The 19,287-nt window shown below is 43.6% G+C and carries 16 protein-coding genes; 5 read left to right on the top strand and 11 right to left on the bottom strand.

The window, feature by feature from the left end; translation table 11 throughout:
- Positions 1-306 precede the first annotated feature (306 nt).
- From JWG45_RS07575 to len, 3 genes are all read left to right on the top strand, one after another.
- Positions 307-1,239, top strand: coding sequence for a sensor domain-containing diguanylate cyclase (locus tag JWG45_RS07575; protein WP_205279154.1), 933 nt, complete (start codon positions 307-309; stop codon positions 1,237-1,239).
- A gap of 123 nt (positions 1,240-1,362) precedes the next feature.
- A complete protein-coding gene (locus JWG45_RS07570; protein WP_205279153.1) occupies positions 1,363-2,286 on the top strand; it encodes a sensor domain-containing diguanylate cyclase in 924 nt (307 codons plus the stop codon).
- A gap of 600 nt (positions 2,287-2,886) precedes the next feature.
- Complete coding sequence (len, locus tag JWG45_RS07565; RefSeq protein ID WP_205279152.1) at positions 2,887-3,582, top strand: endostatin-like outer membrane protein, LenA/LenB family; 696 nt, start codon at positions 2,887-2,889, stop codon at positions 3,580-3,582.
- Between the two features lie 484 nt (positions 3,583-4,066).
- Here the strand turns inward: len and JWG45_RS07560 are convergent, their stop codons facing one another.
- From JWG45_RS07560 to JWG45_RS07535, 6 genes are all read right to left on the bottom strand, one after another.
- Positions 4,067-5,260: a chloride channel protein gene (locus tag JWG45_RS07560; RefSeq protein WP_408611615.1), complete on the bottom strand. Its 1,194-nt coding sequence runs from the start codon at positions 5,258-5,260 to the stop codon at positions 4,067-4,069.
- Between the two features lie 73 nt (positions 5,261-5,333).
- Positions 5,334-6,443, bottom strand: a complete 1,110-nt coding sequence (gene purM / locus JWG45_RS07555) for a phosphoribosylformylglycinamidine cyclo-ligase (RefSeq protein WP_205279150.1) — start codon at positions 6,441-6,443, stop codon at positions 5,334-5,336.
- Between the two features lie 46 nt (positions 6,444-6,489).
- Entirely contained in the window at positions 6,490-7,086 is a 597-nt protein-coding gene (gene lsa19, locus JWG45_RS07550) for an adhesin Lsa19 (protein ID WP_205279149.1), read from the bottom strand.
- A gap of 877 nt (positions 7,087-7,963) precedes the next feature.
- Positions 7,964-8,740: a glutamate racemase gene (gene murI, locus JWG45_RS07545; RefSeq protein ID WP_205279148.1), complete on the bottom strand. Its 777-nt coding sequence runs from the start codon at positions 8,738-8,740 to the stop codon at positions 7,964-7,966.
- Positions 8,741-8,773: 33 nt separating this feature from the next.
- A complete protein-coding gene (locus tag JWG45_RS07540) occupies positions 8,774-10,078 on the bottom strand; it encodes a pyridoxal phosphate-dependent aminotransferase (protein WP_205279147.1) in 1,305 nt (434 codons plus the stop codon).
- Positions 10,079-10,258: 180 nt separating this feature from the next.
- Positions 10,259-11,365 (bottom strand): S1C family serine protease, encoded by a 1,107-nt coding sequence (locus tag JWG45_RS07535; RefSeq protein ID WP_205279146.1) that lies wholly within the window; start codon positions 11,363-11,365, stop codon positions 10,259-10,261.
- On the opposite strand from JWG45_RS07535, the gene JWG45_RS07530 reads away from it, so the two are divergent.
- Positions 11,364-12,455: an aminopeptidase gene (locus JWG45_RS07530; RefSeq protein WP_205279145.1), complete on the top strand. Its 1,092-nt coding sequence runs from the start codon at positions 11,364-11,366 to the stop codon at positions 12,453-12,455. The two genes, JWG45_RS07535 and JWG45_RS07530, sit on opposite strands and share 2 nt — an antisense overlap.
- 414 nt (positions 12,456-12,869) lie before the next feature.
- On the opposite strand, the gene JWG45_RS07525 is transcribed toward JWG45_RS07530, so the two are convergent.
- From JWG45_RS07525 to JWG45_RS07505, 5 genes are all read right to left on the bottom strand, one after another.
- A complete protein-coding gene (locus tag JWG45_RS07525) occupies positions 12,870-14,096 on the bottom strand; it encodes an LL-diaminopimelate aminotransferase (RefSeq protein ID WP_205279144.1) in 1,227 nt (408 codons plus the stop codon).
- Positions 14,080-14,445 (bottom strand): DUF2203 domain-containing protein, encoded by a 366-nt coding sequence (locus JWG45_RS07520; protein WP_205279143.1) that lies wholly within the window; start codon positions 14,443-14,445, stop codon positions 14,080-14,082. The genes JWG45_RS07525 and JWG45_RS07520 overlap by 17 nt, the downstream gene beginning before the upstream one ends.
- Positions 14,446-14,451: 6 nt before the next feature.
- On the bottom strand, positions 14,452-15,378 hold the full coding sequence (pyrB, locus tag JWG45_RS07515) for an aspartate carbamoyltransferase (RefSeq protein WP_205279142.1): 927 nt from the start codon (positions 15,376-15,378) through the stop codon (positions 14,452-14,454).
- Positions 15,379-15,452: 74 nt separating this feature from the next.
- Positions 15,453-16,382 carry a fatty acid desaturase family protein gene (locus JWG45_RS07510; protein ID WP_205279141.1) on the bottom strand — a complete coding sequence of 310 codons (930 nt, stop codon included), beginning with the start codon at positions 16,380-16,382 and terminating at the stop codon, positions 15,453-15,455.
- Between the two features lie 561 nt (positions 16,383-16,943).
- A complete protein-coding gene (locus JWG45_RS07505; RefSeq protein ID WP_205279140.1) occupies positions 16,944-17,210 on the bottom strand; it encodes a hypothetical protein in 267 nt (88 codons plus the stop codon).
- Positions 17,211-17,543: 333 nt separating this feature from the next.
- On the opposite strand from JWG45_RS07505, the gene JWG45_RS07500 reads away from it, so the two are divergent.
- Positions 17,544-18,584, top strand: coding sequence for an MBL fold metallo-hydrolase (locus tag JWG45_RS07500; protein WP_205279202.1), 1,041 nt, complete (start codon positions 17,544-17,546; stop codon positions 18,582-18,584).
- The last annotated feature ends 703 nt before the right edge of the window (positions 18,585-19,287 follow it).

The following is a 19,287-nucleotide window of genomic DNA, read 5'->3' as shown; positions in this document are numbered from 1 at the left end:
CAGAAAAAGGTTGCTTCTTTGGACTCTTCCTTAGGAACTTCGTTAAGAAACGAATTCAAAAAACGTCACTTCTAATAGCAAAAGGAGAGACGAGCTAACTATTTTTCTTTTCGAAAAATGCTTTCTAAGAAAGAAAATCATTCTTTCTTAACGGCTTCGAAACGAGATAGAAAGAACATTTTTGAAGTTTCACTTTGTTTGAACGCGGGGAAAAAATTGTTCCTCTCTGCTTCTTACGAGGAGAAATCGTTTTTAAATTCTGAGAAAAAATCTTAGATTCCGAATGAGCTGTGTAGAGAAATAAAAATGAATTTTCAGAATGAATACGACCTTGAAAACTTTGTAAGACTTTCTTTGGATCTGATCTCGATTCAAAGATTGGACGGTACCGTCCTTCAAGTAAATCCCTCCTTTGAAAGAATTCTCGGATGGACAGAGCAGGATCTCCTCGGGAAAAATCCGTTTGATCTTTTGCATCCCGAAGATCTTGAATCCACACTCAAAGAAATTTCGAAATTGAACGAGGGAATTCCGACCATTTCCTTTCAAAATCGATATCGATGCGCGGACGGAAAGTATAAACATTTTGAGTGGTCTTCCTTTCCGGATTTAAAAGCCGGATTGTTGTACACATCGGGAAGGGACATCACCGACCTCGTAGAATCCAACAAAAAAATCAGCCAACTCGCGCAAGAACTCAAAGAAGCGAACGATCGTTTGTTCGAGCAGGCTTCGACAGACCCGCTCACTAAACTCAAAAACAGAAGGGCCTTTAATGAAGAACTGAACTATTTGATCCATAAACTCCAAAAAGAAAAGGGACGCCTTTCCGTCCTGATGTTGGACGCGGATCATTTTAAAGCCTATAACGATCAGTTTGGACATCCGGCCGGAGATCAGGTTTTGGTACAATTGGCTTCGATTCTTTTGGAAACGTTTCGTGAAAACGACATTCTTTCCCGATTTGGCGGAGAAGAATTCATAGTCGCGTTACCCGACACGTCGAGAGAGCAATCGATCGAAGTCGCGGAAAGTCTCCTGACTGCGGTCCGAAAATTCCAATGGGATAAAAGACCGATCACTGTCAGTCTCGGAATCACTACATTCTTTTTTGATTCGATTTCAGTGGAAAAAAATCTGGATCTATTCAACCGAATGATCGAGAACGCGGATCGTGCACTCTACGAATCCAAACTGAGGGGAAGAGACGCTTTGACTCATTTTTCCGATCTGAAATGAAAATCCCGTCAGAGCCTTTTGGTAATTCGAGAATCCAATCCAGCCGGAACGGACTTCGTTTTTTTAAAGGCGGACTTTCATTTTTCAACCGATTCTCAAATTCAACGTTAGGAGAAATCATTCTTGAACTATAAAGACGAATACAATCTGGAAAAGTTTTATCAGTATTCACTCGACCTTTTTTCCATACAACGATTGGATGGAATCGTCATTTCGGTCAATCCCTCCTTTGAAAGAATTCTTGGTTGGCCTCCCGAAATACTCCTTGGAAAAACCCCTTTCGACCTTTTGCACCCGGACGACGTTGAAACTATACAGGAGTTTGCCAAACTAGATACGGGGATTCCAAGAGCCTCGATTCAAAATCGTTGTCGATGCGCGGATGGAACTTATAAATATTTTGCCTGGACGGGTTATCCGGATTTGGAAGCCGGTCTTGTCTACATCACCGGGAGAGATATCACGGAGCTGGTGGAGTCGAACAAAAAAATCGGAGAACTAGCCCGGGAACTCAAAGAAGCGAACGATCGTCTTTTTGAACAAGCATCCACGGACCCGCTCACAAATCTCAAAAATAGAAGAGCTTTTGACGAAGATCTCAACAAACTGATCGCCTTTTCCGAAGGAAAACGGAAATTTCTTTCCTTACTGATGATCGACGTGGATCACTTTAAGAATTACAACGATTGTTTCGGTCATCCGGCCGGTGATGAAGTTTTGACCACGATTTCTCAGCTCTTATCAAAGAGCTTAGGAGGAGAAGACGTCTTAGCTCGGTACGGCGGAGAAGAATTTATCATAGCCCTTCCCGATCAGAACGAGGAAACTGCCCGAGAAGTCGCGGAACGTTTGGTTCAAGTGGTAAGAAATTTTCCCTGGGATCGAATCCCCGTTACGATCAGCATCGGAATCGCCACGATGCAGGTAACGCGGGAAGAAAGTAAAAAGACAATCGATTTGATAAACGAAGCAGACAACGCTCTTTATGAATCCAAAACGAAGGGTAGAAACCGCTCTACTCATTTTCGAAGTATAGGCGGCCTCTAAACCGATCTTGTTGATTCCGCACCCGATCTCGGTCTAAAAAAACAAACGTAGAATTCAAAGGAAAGGTCTAAAAAACAAAACTTGGATTCGAAGGGGAATCGTTCCGGATTCTTATCGATCAGATTCGGGGAAATTTGTTTTTTTTATTTTAGAAAAAATTTCCGAAAACCGTACAATCGAATTCACTTTCTATCCTCCCACGACCAAGAGATGCAACGCTTCTCTTAAACTTAAAAAAAAAATCTTTTCCGCACTGGGGAAACTTGGGATCAAAAATCGCAGGAGTTCCCACAGATTCTCTTTCCGGTAACGGCTTGGAGAATTTAGAATAGACTCTCGTTGTTCAATTTTTATGGGAGTTCCCACACTTTGAGTTTTTGGGAAAAACTCTTCTTAGAATCCATTCTTTCGATGGCAAGTTGAAATCGATTCATTCTTTTCGAAACCAGATCTAAAAAACGATTCATGTTACAAGCTGAAACTTAAAACGAAAGCCTCGTTTGTTGAGAAAGTCATCAAGAACGAATTGGAATCGTTTCTCGGGAGAAAGTCCCGCGGTTCCGAACTTCAATTCGTTTCAACCAAGCAAAGGAGCTTTCGATGTTTCAGAAAATTTTTACTTTCCTCTGTGTAATTTCGTTCTCAATTACACTATTTTCCTGTGAAGAGCCTAAGGATGACAATACAAGCCTTCTGGCTTTGCTTTATTCTTTTGTTAACGCGAATGCGAACGCAAGTGCAAACATTCCGACTTCGTGTAAAGACGCCGCGTTTTGCAGAACCTTCATTGCGAACAACAACGGTCTCGGTTATGATGGAAATCTTGGAGGAATCGCAGGAGCCGACTCGAAATGTACGGCCGCAAAGCCGGCCGGGCTCAACGGAACTTATAAAGCGGTTCTTGTATCGATGAACGTTCGCGAAGTGGTATTTCCGGGCGACGGAAGTCCGGGTTTAAAAGACTGGGTTCTGTATCCGAACAAACAATATCGAAGAAGCGACGGAACTACGATTACATTTACGACGAATTCAAATTCGATCGTCGTAGACACTCTCCAAAATGGAATCGACGCAGGTGCACAAAAGTTTTTCTGGAACGGATTGAACGGCGGACCGGGAACCTTTCCTTGGGAAGCCAGTTCGGATTGCAACGCTTGGTCCTCTAACGACGGAACCCCGTCCGGCCAAGCGGGAAATACGACTGCTACCAATCCGAACGAAACGCCAGGCGGTGCCTTTACCATCGACGGTTGGAACTGCAACCAAAAGCTAAATCTTCTCTGCGCGGAGCAGTAAAACTCAGGAACACCGTATCCAATACGGTGTTCCGTCCATTCTCTTCAAAATTCCATTTCCACAGAAGAAAGGGGATTTTACAACAAATGTTATTTTTTGAATATTCTAAAGACAAAATGTAGGAACCAAAGAAACACGTTTCCCGATTTCAAAACTTTTTGAGTTCGGCCCGGAGCCTGAGAGACATTGATAGAACACTCCTGCGTTCTTAATCATTAAGAGCGCAGGAGTTCCCACAAATTTTCTTTCCGGTAACGGCTTGGAGAATTTAGAATAGACTCTCGTTGTTCAATTTTTATTGGAGTTCCCACACTTTGAAAAACTTTGTGTTTCGTTTTTACTCATGTTCGAGGAACTATAGAACAAAATTTTATTTTTCTTTTGAACCCTTCCTCGGAGATTTTAGAGCACATTGGACGGAACTCCGGCTAAAAAAATTCTTCCCAAAAAAATTGTGGCCACTCTTCGGCGACCCATAAAAATTCTAACCCTCTTTTCCTTGTGTGGAAATGAACGGTTCCTTAGGGGAAAGAAAATAACCGCTGAGACTTGCAATCAAAACAGGTGTAAAACTATACAAACCTGTCAACTCGGACAAAAGAATCGTAGTGGAAATCGGCGTTTTGGTAACGGAAGAATTCACGGCGGCCATGAGACAAATCATCAAAAAGGATTCGCTTTCGGTGGGAAAAATTCCAAAGAGAAGTTTTCCCGTGCTGGCTCCAAGAAAAAAAAGAGGAATGATCACCCCTCCTCTCCAACCGGTTGTCACGGTCGTCGTGATTGCAAACGTTTTCCAAAAAATCAAGGCAGCTAAGAATACGAGAGTGAATTTTCCTTCCACGATTTCATTGAGTTGATCGTGTCCGAAAAAACGCGTCAAAGGAATCTGCCAAGCGATGATTCCTAAAACCAAACCACCGATCGTAGTCTTCCAATAAATTCTTCCAGGAATTTTAGAATAAATCCAGCGGTTCGTCAAAAAAAGCCCGTGAAACAACCAACCCAAGCCGGCTCCGATAGCGCCGAGCAAAATGGCATATAAGAAATCTTGAATGTCTCCCGGAACATATTGAGGAAAATGCCAAGTCGGTTGGAGTCCTGCGTGAGTCATCCAGAGAAAAACGAAAAAGGCCGATGTGCTCGATAAAAACGCCGGTAAAAGAGCCTTATAATATTCTACTACGTGTCTGTGTTGGAGAATCTCAAGCGCGAATAACGCACCCCCCAACGGAGAACCGAAAAGAGAAGTAAATCCGGCCGCCATTCCAGCAATCGTCATGGAACGATACTCTTCTCCGGTTAAACCGAGTTTTTCAGCGAACCAGTTTCCAAAAGATCCGGTAATCTGCACCAAAGGAGCTTCCGGGCCTGCGCTTCCACCGGAAGAGATGCTCAGAAGCGAAGAAAGGGCCATCGACGGATTTTGACTCGCGTCCAATTTCCCGCCTCGAAAACGTATATTATCAATTACTAATGAAATTTCCCCCGGTTCTCCGAGAAAATGAATGATCAAACCGATCAAAAGTCCGGAAGCCGTCATAAACGGAATCGTAAAAATTCCTTCTACGTTCGAGGCAAAACGGATAAGATATTCGATCAACATCCAAAACGCCGCGGAAAACAAACCTCCTACAACTCCGAGAATCACATAAAAAAACGTTAACCTCGAAAGCATAAAAGGATTTTTTCTGGAAAGAACCAGAAGTGGAGAACGAAGCAGATTGGCGAGATGCATCATATCTTCGCTGTTAGACGAACTGAACTTCTTCTTTATTACCGGAGATGATTTCTCCGATCCAGTGAACGGATTCTCCGGAGGATTCTAAGAATTGTTTTGTTGAATTTACGTTTTCTTCGGAAACGACCAACATATAACCGATTCCCATATTGAAGGTGGCAAAGAGTTCCAGCTCGTCGAGGTTCTTATCTTTTTTGATCTTTTCAAAAAAGTATCCGGAAGGAATTTTCTCTTTATAAAACTTCGCCTTCGATCCTTGCGGAAGGACTCTTGGAACATTCTCCTGATATCCTCCTCCCGTGATGTGAACCATTCCTTTTACGGGAACCTTTTGCAAAAGTTTTAATATACTTTCCACGTAGATCCGAGTCGGTTTGAGAGCGTAGTCTTTTAAGAACTTTACTTGTTCTGGATCGGACGGGAGATGTTTTCCGTCCTTTAAGAGCAACTTGCGAATCAAAGAAAAGCCGTTACTATGGGGCCCGCTCGATTCTAATCCGAGAATCTGATCTCCCGGTTGGATGGAGCTTCCGTCGATCATCAGATCTTTTTCCACTGCGCCGACCACAAAACCCGCGAGATCGAATTCGTCTTCTTTCATCGTTCCGGGATGTTCCGCGGTTTCACCGCCGAGAAGCGCTGCGTTAGACAGCTTGCAACCTTGTACGATCCCAGAAACGATCTGATCCATTTTTTCAGGATCCAATTTTCCGCAGGCAATATAATCTAAAAAGAATAAAGGTTCTCCGCCGCAGACAAGGATGTCGTTTACACACATCGCGACGAGATCGATCCCGACCGTGTGGAACGTATTGAGAAGTCTCGCGAGTTCTATCTTCGTTCCGACTCCGTCTGTTCCCGAAAGTAGAACGGGTTGATTGTATTTTTTAAGAAAGCTTACGTCGTAGGCGCCCGCAAAACCGCCGAGTCCTCCGAGAACTCTCGGTCCGTGAGTGGATTCCACGTTGCGTTTGATCTTCTGAACAAACTCTCTGCCTTTTTCTGTGTCCACACCGGCGCTTTTGTATGTAATCTTTTCTTCCATTCTTAAGATCCCGACTCTTTTTAGAATAGCTTGGAAAAGATAAAATCCCTGCACACAAAAAAAAACCGGATCCATACGGGAAATCCGGCACTTAAGGACGAAGATTCGGGAATTCAGGAAATCATTTCATCTGGTCGATCTGCTCCATCGCAGAGAGTTCTTCTTTTGCGGCGGTTCTTGTTTTTAACTCTTTATCACCCGGTTTTAGATCTAAGGCTTGGCCGGCTTCGATCAGAATTTTTGCGTTATCGGATTTGCGTGTGATTTCTACGGAGCCTTCTCTCACGGCAAAAGTTCCGGACTCTTCTTTGCCGTTGACTCTTCCCCAAAACTGAGTTCCGCGAACAGCCGCGACTACGGTTGGAGTGTCCACGGTAAGACTTTGGCCCTTGGTCAATTTGGAAGCCTTGATCAAAACGTTACCTTCCGAAACTTGAAAGGAAACGGTCTCCGCATTGAGAGAGGCGACATTCGCCGTACTTCCGCCCAAAAGACGAAAGCTTCCGAGTTTGGAAGTCAGATCCAAGACGGCATCGCTCTCGGTTTTGACCGATTGTTTTTCGGCGACGTTTGAAAGAGGTGAAAGTTCTTTACCGGATTCCACGATGGAAGCCTTTCCTTTGAGAAAGGTAACAACCGCGTCCGAACTTTCCGCTACCTTTGGTTTACACACATTCAAAAAGAATAAAACAGTGCATACGGTTATAAAACGGATCATTTAAACACTCCGATTAAATCCCCTAAAAGAGGAGTTTTCGTATTATACACTAGTTCGAAAAAATCGGATCGAAATTTTAGTTTTAATTTAGGAAATTTATTTCAAAATTTTTTGAAAGGAATCAGGAAATTTATTTCCAAATAAAGGCATTTTTTAATTTTGGAAAAATATTTCTCGGACTCTGCAAAGTCGGATTCTCTCGAAACGATCAGAAACTCTACCCGGTGAAAGTCCGAGAATTTTCTGTTTTGTGATGCTCTTTTCTTTTTATTCGGAATCGGTTCGAAAGCAATTGTCGCAATGTCCATTTTTGTAAGAGGTCGACTGAAACGGGATAGAATTCCCCGCCTTCCAAGAGTCGATTTTTCTGAATAAGAAAAACTCTTTGGCTTTCTTTTCTGCGACAGGATCCGTAGAAAACGTCGTATTTTGTCGGAGTTCCTACATGGGATTTTTTTCTTGCGAAAAGTTTGATTTTGTGATATAGGAAAGCTACTTGCGGTTTTTTCCGCCACCCACCCCTCCACCCGAAAATCGGGCGGGGCGCCTGGTTTTTTACGGAAGAGTCGTCGGAGTTACTACAAATTATCTGAACTGAAACACTCCTCGCCGGGATCCAGCGAACTTCCACAGAGGTGAGATTAGGACCAAAAAGGTTTTCGGCTTTGTTTCGACGGATTGTAAACGCTTCTTGAGGGACTTCCTCCGGCCCTCCTCTTTGCATTAGAATTTTATAAATTACTGAATAAAGAATCTTTCATAAAGGTCTTAGAATTTTTAGAGACAACGTTATTTTTTTGGTGCAATCCCCGAAGAAAGAAAAAAGCCTCGCCGGCTTTCCTTTCGAAAAGCGATTCTAATCGGGGTGGGGTAAAATTCAAACTTCGCTCTTCGAGTTCAAAAGATTGTCAGCCAATGAAAAATGAAATTCTTCTTCGCTGTTTAGGATGAGTTTGTATTTTGTATTCTCCGTTTTAGAGAACTCGGAACCGGAGACAAATCCTCCCAAAGAATTGAGAAGGTGTTTGATCGTGCCAAAATTTCCGTCATACAATTTCAAATCCGGCATATTTCTTAAAAGGATCTCTTTTAGAAAGACGTAGTGTGTACATCCGAGAACTACGATCTCCACTTCTTGTTCTTGAAGACTTTTTAGAATCGGCTTCAGATATTCTTCAGCTCCGGCGAAATCTCCTCGGTCCACCAAACCTGCAAGTCCGGGACAAGAAATCGGAAGAAGCAAATCGTCCGCGTTCAATTCTTTTTTGAGCTTCTGAAGTTTCTCTTCTTTTTGAGTGACGGGTGTCGCCAAAAGTGCGACTCTTTTTCCGGGGTTTTGTAAGATCGCAGGTTTGATCGCGGGTTCCATTCCGAAGATAGGAATCTTAAATTCTTTTCTCAGAGTTTCGGCGGCGGCAGAAGTCGCCGTATTACAAGCAAGAAGAATGGTCTTTACGTCTTCTTCGAGAAGCCGATTGCAGACGTCTCGAGTCAATTCCAAAACCGTTTTAACGCTTTTTTCCCCGTAAGGACTGTTTTTGAGATCTCCAAAATAGACGACCTCCAAATCCTTTTGGTACTTTAGAATTTCCTTAAGTACGGAAAGCCCGCCCATTCCGGAATCCATCAGCCCGATCTTGAGCGGCTCTTTCAAATTGAAGACCCCATTCTGAATCGATCTTTTGCGTTAGGCGGAAGCGGTATACTCACCGATCTTTTCTCGAAGGGTTTTATAGATCCAGTTGAATTTTTCTTCGTCTTCTTCCAGTAAAGTGACCCTGAATCCGTCCATCTTTGTGCAGAACGCTGACAAAGGCACCACGCAGATCCCAGTAGACGCAAGAAGATAATATACAAATCTTCGATCGTTCGCGGCTTGTTCCAAGAGAGGTTGTATAAAATCGGAAGCCTTTTGATTCTCCACCTTCAACTTCATCGAAGAATTGAGAATACCGTCTTCGAAAGCTACGGTCAGATAGAAGGCTCCCTTCGGTTCGTTGACCTTGACTCCTTTTAATCCGGCAAAGGCTTCGGTTGCGAGACGAGCTCGTTTTTTAAACTTCTCGTTTCTTCTTTTTAGGTGAGGAATAAATTCGGGATGAGAATAGACTTCAGGAATCGACATCTGCGGAAGTGTGGTCGAACAGACTTCCAACATCTTAGCGTCTAACAACGATTTTACGTAACGACTAAAAACGGGGTCCTTGTCCTTATTAAATATTTCCAACCATCCGCAACGTCCGCCCGGCCAAGGAAATTCTTTCGAAATCGAACGAAGAGCCATTCCGGGAACCTTGTCCCCGATGACCTCGGAAAGATGAAGCGGACCGGCGTCGGAATAATTTACGTGCGCGTAGGTTTCGTCGCAGATCAGCATGAGATCGTATTTTTCACAGATCGTCACGATTTTCTTCATTAGAGTTTTATCATATACCGCGCCAGTGGGGTTATCGGGATTGATCAGTAAAATTCCTGTGATCGAATCGTTGTAACGAACCTTGTTTTCTATGTCTTCCAGATCCGGCATCCAATTGTTTTCCGGAAGAAGATTGTATGTGAGATGTTCGTATCCGCTATGAGCGGCTTCTGCGGATGATATCGTCGAATACGCGGGACTCGGTCCAAGGACTCGAGCTTCTCTTCTCATAAAGCCGAAGATCTTTGCAACGGCGTCTCCGAGACCGTTGAAAAAGAGAAGGTCGTCCGCTGTGATCTGCGCCCCTCCTCTTTCGTTCACCTTTTCCGCGAGGAATTTACGGGTCGGTTCGTATCCTTGCGTGGCGGTATAGGCCCAGGATTTATCTTTGAGAACCAGATTGGAAACTATCTCTTTCATCCAAGAAGGAATGGTTTCCCCTTTTTGAATCGGATCTCCTATATTTTCGTAAGTGATCTGAAGACCCAAAGCCTCCAGTTTTTTTGCGACGGCTACGATCTGTCTGATTTCATAGATCAGAGCGTCCGCTCCGCTGTGAACGATGTTTCTTCTCATCCCGTCCTGTCCTATCCTCTTTTCTATATTATCGATTTAGCATGGGTCTTTAGAAACTGCGATAGCGATTGTAGCGGAAATTCCGTTAGGAATTGCAGCGTAAAGCGCGGTCGCGAGCCTTCCTTTGAAAAATTTTTGCGAGCGAATCGCCCGAATTTTCTTTCATCCAACTCACGTTTTTTATTTTTGTATCAGTTTCACCGGAAGTTCCAACATCGTTTTGTCCCGGTAGATACGGAGCTTGATCTTGCCCCCAAGTCCCACTATTCCAACCTGTTCGCGCAGATCATTAATATTTTTGATCGGGGTTCCGTTCGCCTCGAGAATAAAATCATAACGTTTGATTCCTCCGACTTCCGCCGAAGATTGAGGATCCATATCGTAAACCAAAACCCCCGTCCAAGAATCCGGGATTCCCAGAGCCGTTCTATGATCGGGAAGAGGCACCGTCGCCATCACCCCCAAGATTGCGGGACGGATATGACGCCCTTGATTGGCTTCTATCATCCGAATGATCTTTAAAGAATAATTGCTCGGGATGGCAAATCCGATGCCGGAGTTCCGTCCAGTCTCGCTCCGAATCAATCGATTGATACCTATCACTTCTCCATAGATATTTAAGAGCGGGCCTCCGCTGCTCCCCGGGTTGATCATGCTGTCGGTTTGAATATGAGTTTGACCGGTTTCATCCAGGTCTTCGCGATACTTCGCGGAAACCACCCCGACGCTGAAAGAACGTTCGAGGCCAAAGGGAGAACCGATCGCAATCGCCCAGTCTCCCACTTCGATCCGATCCGAGTCTCCGAATACGACCGGCTTCAGACCCGAACCTTCTCGGATTTTTAAAAGTGCAATGTCCGCTCTTTCGTGACTCCCCACATACTTTGCGGAATGAATTCCACCGTTCGAAGTGATCACTTCGATGCTTTCAGCGCCTTCGATGACGTGATAGTTGGTGACGATATAACCTTTGTCGTGAACAAAAAAACCGCTTCCAAAAGACGCGAGTCTTTCGTTTCTAAAATCGAAATAGTGATAAGGATTTGAAATCGATTCGCTCTTTTTGGTTCGGATCGAAACGACGGAATCCTTCACGAGATGATAGACGTTGCGAAAGGAATTCTGAATTTCGATCGCCGACTTTTGTTCTCCGGGTGAGATCGGCCTTTTGCCGGAGAAAAGAGAAGACAAGGCGCAATCCTTCGGAAAAATCAGAATGAAAATGAGAGCGGCTAAAAGAATTCCGTTTAAAACAACAATCCTTGGAAGTGTGCGTAATAATTCCATGTTAGAACCTAAATTCTATCCTCTTGGTTTGCGGAACATCTGTAAATCGAAAACCACTGCGTATATCGCGAGAATCTGGATTCTTCTTTTTTTGGCTTTGTGTTTTCAAAACTGCGTCGGATATTTATGGCATTTGGGAACGGGGCAACTCGAAATTCTTCTCAAAAGAACTCCGATCTCTGAAGTTCTCAGAGATCCAAATACAAAAGAAGAATTAAAACTCAAACTCAAGGACGTGGAAACTTTCCGAGAATTCGGAATCAAAGAATTGGCCCTGGAACCTGCGGCCGGTTTTAAATCTTTCGTTCCTCTCGAAAGGGAAGAATTGGGTTGGCACGTCGCAGCCTGTTATCCTCTCAAATTGGAATCTTATACTTGGTGGTTTCCGATTGCAGGAACCGTTCCTTACAAGGGTTATTTCAGTTTGGAAAAAGCGAAGGAAGAGGAAAAGGAACTCAAGGAAAAAGGATTCGATACAAGAATTCGAATCACCGCCGGATATTCCACGCTCGGCTGGTTCGAAGATCCGATTTTTTCCTCTCAGCTGGACGGAAAACCGCACGAAGTCGCCTCCTTAGTCTTTCACGAAATGGCACACGCGACGGTCTACTTTCCCGGAGATTCCGTCTTTAACGAGAGTTATGCGAGCTTCGTCGAGGAGGAAGGTGCCTTTCGTTATCTGGAATCGATAGAAGGAAAGGAAAGTCCTCAGAAAATTGAGATTCTTCTTCGAAAGGAAGAGTCCAAAAAGTTAAAGGAGATTTTGGTCCAGACGGCCAATCGCCTGAAAACCCTCTATAATTCCTCCCTGGAGGACGAAGAAAAAAGAAAACAAAAGTCCCTTTTGTTAAACGAATTCAAGAATCTTCTCTTTTCCAAAAAACACGAATTTCAGACGATCCGGATGGAAACTCTTTCCAAAAGAGAATGGAACAACGAAGACTTTATCGGATATTTGCGCTATCATTCCGGGAGTGATTTTTTTAAAAAAGAATTCGCAACCGTCGGATACGATTTCCGGAAATTTCACGAAAGGATGAGAACGTTAGTCGCTCTTACTAAAGAGGAGAGAAAAAAACTCTTACAATAATTCTCTCGATCGATTCGAAACGATGCTCGTGCTCAAAAAAAAGGGTAATCCTTACTCGAAAGTTGCCTATATTTTCGGAGAATCTGTCGGAATTACGACGCTCTTCCGTGAAAGTCGCGGGCCCCGCCCAGATCTTGGGTGGTGGGGCGGGTGGTGGAAAAATTCCGGAAATTTTCCTCTATCACAGAATTTCACTTTTTACAAGTCAAAATTCCCTTGTAGGAACTCCTACAAAACCCTCGTCTCGGGAAAATTCTTGTTGTAACTCCTCTCAACTTGCGGGTAAGACCCTGCAAGAAAGGGCTGGGGATGGATATTTTTTTGACGAAGGACGAAACGTTTGTGGCTCCAAAAAAAACCTGTCGGCTCGGAAACACTCGAGCGACAGGGTCCGTTTTTCGATTTCAATTTTTTTTAAAGAGAGGAAATTCTCGAGATCGCTTCTTCCACGTCTTCTTTTTTTCCAAAGGCGCTGAGACGGAAATAACCTTCTCCGGCTGGACCAAAACCCGAGCCAGGAGTTCCGACCACTTGGGCCTTGTCTAAAAGACGATCGAAAAAATCCCAAGAAGAAAGATTGTTGGAAGTTTTGAGCCAGATATAAGGAGCGTTGACTCCTCCGAAAACTTCGTATCCCGCTTTTTTTAAACCTTCTCGGATCTTCGCCGCATTGGACATGTAGTATGCAATGGATTCTTGAATTTCTTTTTTTCCTTGAGGAGAATAACAAGCTTCCGCGCCCTTCTGAGTCACATAGGACACTCCGTTGAACTTCGTGGTATGTCTTCTGCTCCAGAGTGCGTTGAGACTCACTTCTTCTCCGGACTTCGTTCTTCCTTTGAGTTCTTTCGGTATCACGATATAAGCGCAGCGAAGTCCAGTAAAGCCGGCGGTTTTCGAAAAGGAACGAAACTCGATCGCAACTTCCTTCGCACCTTCGACTTCGTAGATGGAACGAGGCACGCCCGGTTCGCTGATAAACGCTTCATATGCCGAATCGTAAAGAATGATGGAATTGTTTTTCTTCGCGTATTCCACCCACGCTTTGAGGGCTTCTTTCGTAGTCACGGTACCGGTCGGGTTGTTCGGATAACAAAGATAGACGATATCGGCCTTTTCTTTCGGAATCTCCGGTTGAAAACCATTTTCCTTTGTCGCGGGCATATAGATCAAATTGGAATATCTTCCATCCGCGCCGATTTCACCGGTTCGACCGGCCATCACGTTCGTATCCACATAAACGGGATACACCGGATCCGCGACCGCGATCTTCGCATCCGTAGAAAAGATTTCTTGAATATTCCCACAATCGCATTTAGAACCGTCCGAAACAAAGATCTCGCTTTCGTCGATCTTGATTCCCAGAGTCCCGTAATCGTTGTCCGCGATGGACTTTAGTAAAAACGAATATCCCTGCTCCGGTCCGTAACCGTGAAAACCGCCCGCAGTTCCCATTTCTTTGGAAGCCGCCACCATCGCGTCCACGACGGAAGGAACGATCGGAAGAGTTACGTCTCCGATTCCCAAACGAATGATTTTTGCGGAAGGATTTTTTTCGGAATAAACCTTTACACGTTTGGAAATTTCAGGAAATAAATAACCCGCTTTTAATTTTAAATAGTTCTCATTGATGTTCGCCATCTTCGTTTTCCCTTTCGATTAATTTTCTTCCGGCAAAACCTTCTTCGTATCCGTGTTCAAAAAGAAGATCCTCTTCGCCGAGGTGCCAGCAATAATATCCGTTTCCGTGATCGAAGTCTATAAGCCAGAGTCCTTTGACTTCGATTCCGTAATTCTGAACTTTGGAAGACCATTCGAAGATGGAACTTCGAACCGATTCTTCCTTTTGTTCCATTTCATTCTCGGGAAGAATTTTTTCCCGAAGCTCCGTCGTCAGTCCTGAAACATAAGAATAGTATTCTTCCGTAATCTCCCGCACCGTGGGTAGAATTTTTCGCGCCTCTTCGAATGTCCAGATTTTACGTTCCAAAAAGATTTAGAAATCCTGTCCTAAAGAAAGACAAAGAAGAGTCATTCTGCTTACGACTCCGTATCTCGCCTGTCTAAAATAAGCCGCGTTCGGGAGATCGTCCACGTCGGTCGAAAGTTCGTTCACCCGAGGGAGAGGATGTAGAATCGTAGTATCCTTTTTCGAAGCAAGAATCAGCTCTTTGTTGATCTTAAAAAGGTCCTTGAGTCTTTCGTATTCCTTGTGATCCGGAAATCTTTCCTCTTGGATGCGAGTGACGTACGCTACGTCGCAATCCCAGACCGCCTTGATATCGGTCGTCTCTTCCCAAGTGATCGAAAAACCTTCCAGACCTTTTTTATACGATTCCGGAAGCGCCAATTCCGGAGGAGAGATCAGATAAAGATGAACCTTATAGTGTCTGAGTAAATTGATAAGCGAATGAATGGTTCTTCCGTATTTTAGATCTCCGATAAAAGCCACGGTAAGGCCGTCTAACGTTCCTTTTTCGGAAATGATCGTGTAAAGATCCAAAAGGGCCTGAGTCGGATGTTGCCCCGCTCCGTCACCTGCGTTGATGACCGGAATTTTCACCGCACCGGCGGCAATTCGGGAAGAACCTTCCACCGGATGACGAATCACGGCGATATCCGCATAGGCTTCGATCATCTTCATGGTGTCATACAACGTCTCTCCTTTCGAAATAGAGGAGAACTGAAAACCCACCGTGGAGATCACTCTTCCTCCAAGACGTTCCATCGCGGCCTCAAAGGAAAGACGCGTCCTTGTAGATGCCTCAAAAAAGAGAGAAGCCAAAAGTTTTCCAGTTAGGATTCCAAAGGCCTTGTTCTGTTCCACCAGGCGTTCCATATCTCTGGTTTTCTCGATGAGAAAATCCAAATCCGTTTTGGAGAACTGCTCCGTATCCAAGACATTCTTATGATTATAGGACATTAAGCGACAGAATGTAAAAAATGCCCCTTTTGACAATCAATTTGAAGTCGAGCGCGTCGCAAATTTAAGGATTCTTAGGAAGTTTTAGAATTTTTGGGAAGAGGTAAGAGCCCGTGAAATTGATTGAGTGCCTGCCGAACAAGAGAAAGGTCCATCCGGTCTTCGGACTTTGCGAACTGATCGGGAAGACGATCCCAAGGACAACCTGGAAAAAAATGATGAACTCTATGATAATTAAAGTTGAGGAATAGAAAGGAAAGAGTCGGGGGAACGGAGAGGTTGAAAGAAGAATTCGGATCGTCGATCTCTTTTCCGTAGTGATAGGAATGATCCAAGATCGAAACGATAAAACCTCTTAAGATCAAAGCCGCTCCTAAAACCCAGAAGAAAGAATTCGAAAAAAAGAAGGCCGTGGAGAAAAGAAATAAAATGCAGAAAGAATCGATCCTCAACTCGCGAACGATTTCAGGTTTTTGAACCTGTTTGAAAAAGGCCTTTTGCACCGGGAGACGGGAGAAATATTTTTCGGCGAACGGAATCGAAAACGAAAGCGGTAAAGAAAGAAGAAAACCACCCGCAACTTCTAGAAAAAAGGTTCCTTGTAAGAGTTTTAAGTAATATAAGAATTTTTGCAAAAAAAAGGGGGTTCCGTTTTGTTCTATGAATTCGATTCGTTCTCCTTCTTGCCGGTTGTACTTATGGTGCATAAGATGCGCGGTTTTTGCCAATTGATACGGTGTTCCGAAAAGAATACAAAGGACTCTTCCAATCCGATGATTTTCGTTTCGAGAATTCGAAAAATTACCGTGAACACATTCATGAATCAAGACCCAGAGAGTATAGGAAAGAATCGTGGATAAAAAAAGGAGAGCTCCGATCCACCAAATCGATTGAAAAAGTCCGAACTCGTTTCCAAAATAGAATGATAAAAAGAATACGCTTAACAAAAAAGCGATCCTTCTGTTTTTATTTTCGGGAAGATTTCTTCGAGGAGCGATTGTCATTCTTTGAGACCGGAAACGGTTTTTCCTTTTTCAAAGAGAAGTAAAAATTCTACAATTGAAAATTGGATTCCTTTTCGGATCTCCGAAAAGAATGTCCGGCGATGCAAAGGATGGGGCCTTCCGTTCGAAGCTTAACTTATACACTGATGAATTGAATCTTCACGAAGAATCTGTCGGAACTCCGACGCTCTACAGTAAAGGTCGCGCGCCCCGCCCGATTTTCGGGAGGAGGGGCGGGTGGCGGAAAAAACCACGACAGACTTTCCTTTATCACAGAATTTCACTTTTCGCAAGAAAAAATTCTTATGTAGGAACTCCGACAAAATTCCTAATTTGAATTTTGTTGATTCTAAATTGTTTTTCCAAAATGCGCCGAAAAATACATGTTCGAAGGTCGGTTCCGGGATCCCAAAAAGAAAGTCCCTTTTTCTCGAATCGAAAGTTCTTCCATTCTTCAAGAAAAAGGTCTTAAAAAAGAAAGCCGAACGATCTCCCAAGGTCGACCAAATTTAATAAAAGAAGGATTCTAATATTATAAATTATTAATTTATAAAATAACGATCAATATCCTCCCCCGCCACCGCCGCCTGAACTTCCGGATCCTCCCGCACTTCCACAAATCCCAAGAACGCCGAGATAAAGGGAATCACAAGCTCCCATGGAAGGATTGGAAGAATTGCAGGCGATATACGCAGCTACGGCGCTGTTACATTTCTTCTTATCATCCTCTTTTTTTTCCTTATCCTGATCCAAACCAAGATTGGAACAGGAAAGAACGGCGAGAGCAAAAGCGGCGAGCGAGATTTGAAAAAAGTTGGTGAGTTTCACAAGAGTTCTCCTTTTGAACGAGGAAAGAATGATTCCTCTAACCAAAAAATGATCCTGCAAAAATGGAAAGGAAATAGAAAAAGTGAACCAAACGCCCTTTGGGAATGAACAATCTCTTTTCAGGAATCAAGAATTCGAGACTTGTTTCGCAAGAAAACCGGGCGAACATTTCGGAAGAATTTTTCGATTCCTCCTATTGATCCAACTTTCTTTCACTCAAATTCTCACGGTTTTAGGCCGGTTTCTCTTTTTTTCGAAAGAAGATTCGCTATTACTCGAGCCATTCCGGAACCTGGTGAAAAACTCAGGGTTCGAATTGTAAAATCAATGAACATGAAAACTCTTTTTATCTTCCTAAACATCCTGGTTCTCTTTTCTTCCTGCTTTCCGATCGATCCCGACCGAATCCGTTCTTCTCACTATCGAGACGGAAAGTATCATAACCTCGAAGAAGACGAAAGACTGAATAAGAGTTTTTTTTCGGTCCTTCGATGGAAGATTTTCGGCCCTATCGATCCGCCGGCCGCCGATGGAAATCTGGCTCAGATTCCGGAGGTTCTTCCGAGAACCAAAGAAGACTTTTTAGCTCCGGAAGGAAAAGTAAGAATCATCTGGCTCGGCCACGCAACTGTTTGGATCGCATCCAACTTCCATGGAAAAAGAATGCACATTCTTACGGATCCGATCTTCACCGGAATTCCGCCTTTTGTTAAACGACTTACCGAACTTCCCATCCAACCTGAGAATCTTCCCGGTGTGGATATCGTGGCGGTCAGCCACGCTCACAGGGATCATCTCGATATCGATTCCATTAGAAAAATCCAGAAACTATTTCCGGAAGTTACGATTCACCTTCCTTCCGGTATGAAGGAATTTGCAAAGGAGGAAGGTTTTGAAAACGCGGTAATTCAAGAATGGTGGTCCGTCGCCGAATACGCTGGAACTAAGATCCACTTTCTTCCGGCTCAGCACTGGAGTAGAATGGGCCTTACCGATATGAACCAATACCACTGGGGAAGTTACGCATTCGAACTTGATAATATTCGCATATACTTCGGAGGTGATACCGGATTCTCAAAACACTTCTCCGAAATTGAAAAGAAATTTCCGCTGGGTTTTTCCGCAACGGTTCTTCCGATCGGCGCTTTTAAACCGAGATGGTTTATGGAACCGGCACATATCGGTCCGAAAGAAGCTCTGGAGGCGGGCAGAATTCTACAATCCTCTCTTCTACTTCCGATTCATTGGGGAACTTTCGTATTGGGCGACGATCTTCCTTCGGAATCGGCTCTTTATCTCAAAAAAATTCATTCCGAAAATAAGGAAAAAACTCCCGTAAAAATCTGGACGATCGGAGAAATGATCGACTTGTAAAAGCTCGGATTTTTGGAAAAAACTTTTTGAAAAGTGAAACGTTTGAAAAGACAAAAACATTTTTGTGGAAGAAGGAGAAATGTGTGAGTTCCTACGTTTTCTTCTAAAATAAGAATCCTTCGGATTCATAAAAAAACCCGGTTCCCTTGAATTGTGTTTTTTTCTTGTTTGAACAAAAAAAAGGAACCCATCCCAAAACCTTTCGAGCTCAAAGAAACGTATAACACTGGGTTTAAATGGGCGTAGGAACTCCCATGAGAATGGATCACTCAGAAGTCCGCTCCAAATTTTCCTCGATCACCGCAAGGTAGAATCGGCGAAAACTCCGGCACTTTTCTTTCGAACTCACTTTTCTTTCGGGAAAGGCTTTTAGGAAGACTCTTTGAAAAGACCTCAATCAAATTCGGAAATTTTACAACCAGCGAATGAAAGTCCCCCGAAATCAAATCCTGTCGCCGATGATTCTTTGGAATATAAGATTTTTTTTATATTCTGATCAAATCGATTGAAAAAAAGAAGGTTTCACTTTTAAAAAAAGGTTCTTTCATTTTGATTTTTTCTCCTCGGAACAGGACGAAACGGATAATTTTTTGGATTTTTTTTGTCCTCGCAAAAACGAGATCGCACTTAGAGGTAAAAAAACTCAGCCGGGACTTCCCATACTAGGAAAAATTTATCTTTACGGTCCGACTTCCGATGAACG

The organism is Leptospira ainlahdjerensis, assembly GCF_016919175.1.
Taxonomy (GTDB): domain Bacteria; phylum Spirochaetota; class Leptospiria; order Leptospirales; family Leptospiraceae; genus Leptospira; species Leptospira ainlahdjerensis.
The sequence above is the reverse complement of the archived record's forward strand: the minus strand, read 5'-3'. Positions and strand labels throughout refer to the sequence as shown.

Bases quoted from the DNA above. Each gene is read 5' to 3' on its own strand.
- JWG45_RS07510 (WP_205279141.1), bottom strand. From the start codon at position 16,382: ATGACAATCGCTCCTCGAAGAAATCTTCCCGAAAATAAAAACAGAAGG.
- JWG45_RS07530 (WP_205279145.1), top strand. From the start codon at position 11,364: ATGTTAGAACCTAAATTCTATCCTCTTGGTTTGCGGAACATCTGTAAA.
- lsa19 (WP_205279149.1), bottom strand. From the start codon at position 7,086: ATGATCCGTTTTATAACCGTATGCACTGTTTTATTCTTTTTGAATGTG.
- purM (WP_205279150.1), bottom strand. From the start codon at position 6,443: ATGGATCCGGTTTTTTTTTGTGTGCAGGGATTTTATCTTTTCCAAGCT.
- JWG45_RS07575 (WP_205279154.1), top strand. From the start codon at position 307: ATGAATTTTCAGAATGAATACGACCTTGAAAACTTTGTAAGACTTTCT.
- JWG45_RS07535 (WP_205279146.1), bottom strand. From the start codon at position 11,365: ATGGAATTATTACGCACACTTCCAAGGATTGTTGTTTTAAACGGAATT.
- len (WP_205279152.1), top strand. From the start codon at position 2,887: ATGTTTCAGAAAATTTTTACTTTCCTCTGTGTAATTTCGTTCTCAATT.
- JWG45_RS07540 (WP_205279147.1), bottom strand. From the start codon at position 10,078: ATGAGAAGAAACATCGTTCACAGCGGAGCGGACGCTCTGATCTATGAA.
- pyrB (WP_205279142.1), bottom strand. From the start codon at position 15,378: ATGTCCTATAATCATAAGAATGTCTTGGATACGGAGCAGTTCTCCAAA.
- JWG45_RS07525 (WP_205279144.1), bottom strand. From the start codon at position 14,096: ATGGCGAACATCAATGAGAACTATTTAAAATTAAAAGCGGGTTATTTA.
- JWG45_RS07500 (WP_205279202.1), top strand. From the start codon at position 17,544: ATGAAAACTCTTTTTATCTTCCTAAACATCCTGGTTCTCTTTTCTTCC.
- JWG45_RS07560 (WP_408611615.1), bottom strand. From the start codon at position 5,260: ATGCTTTCGAGGTTAACGTTTTTTTATGTGATTCTCGGAGTTGTAGGA.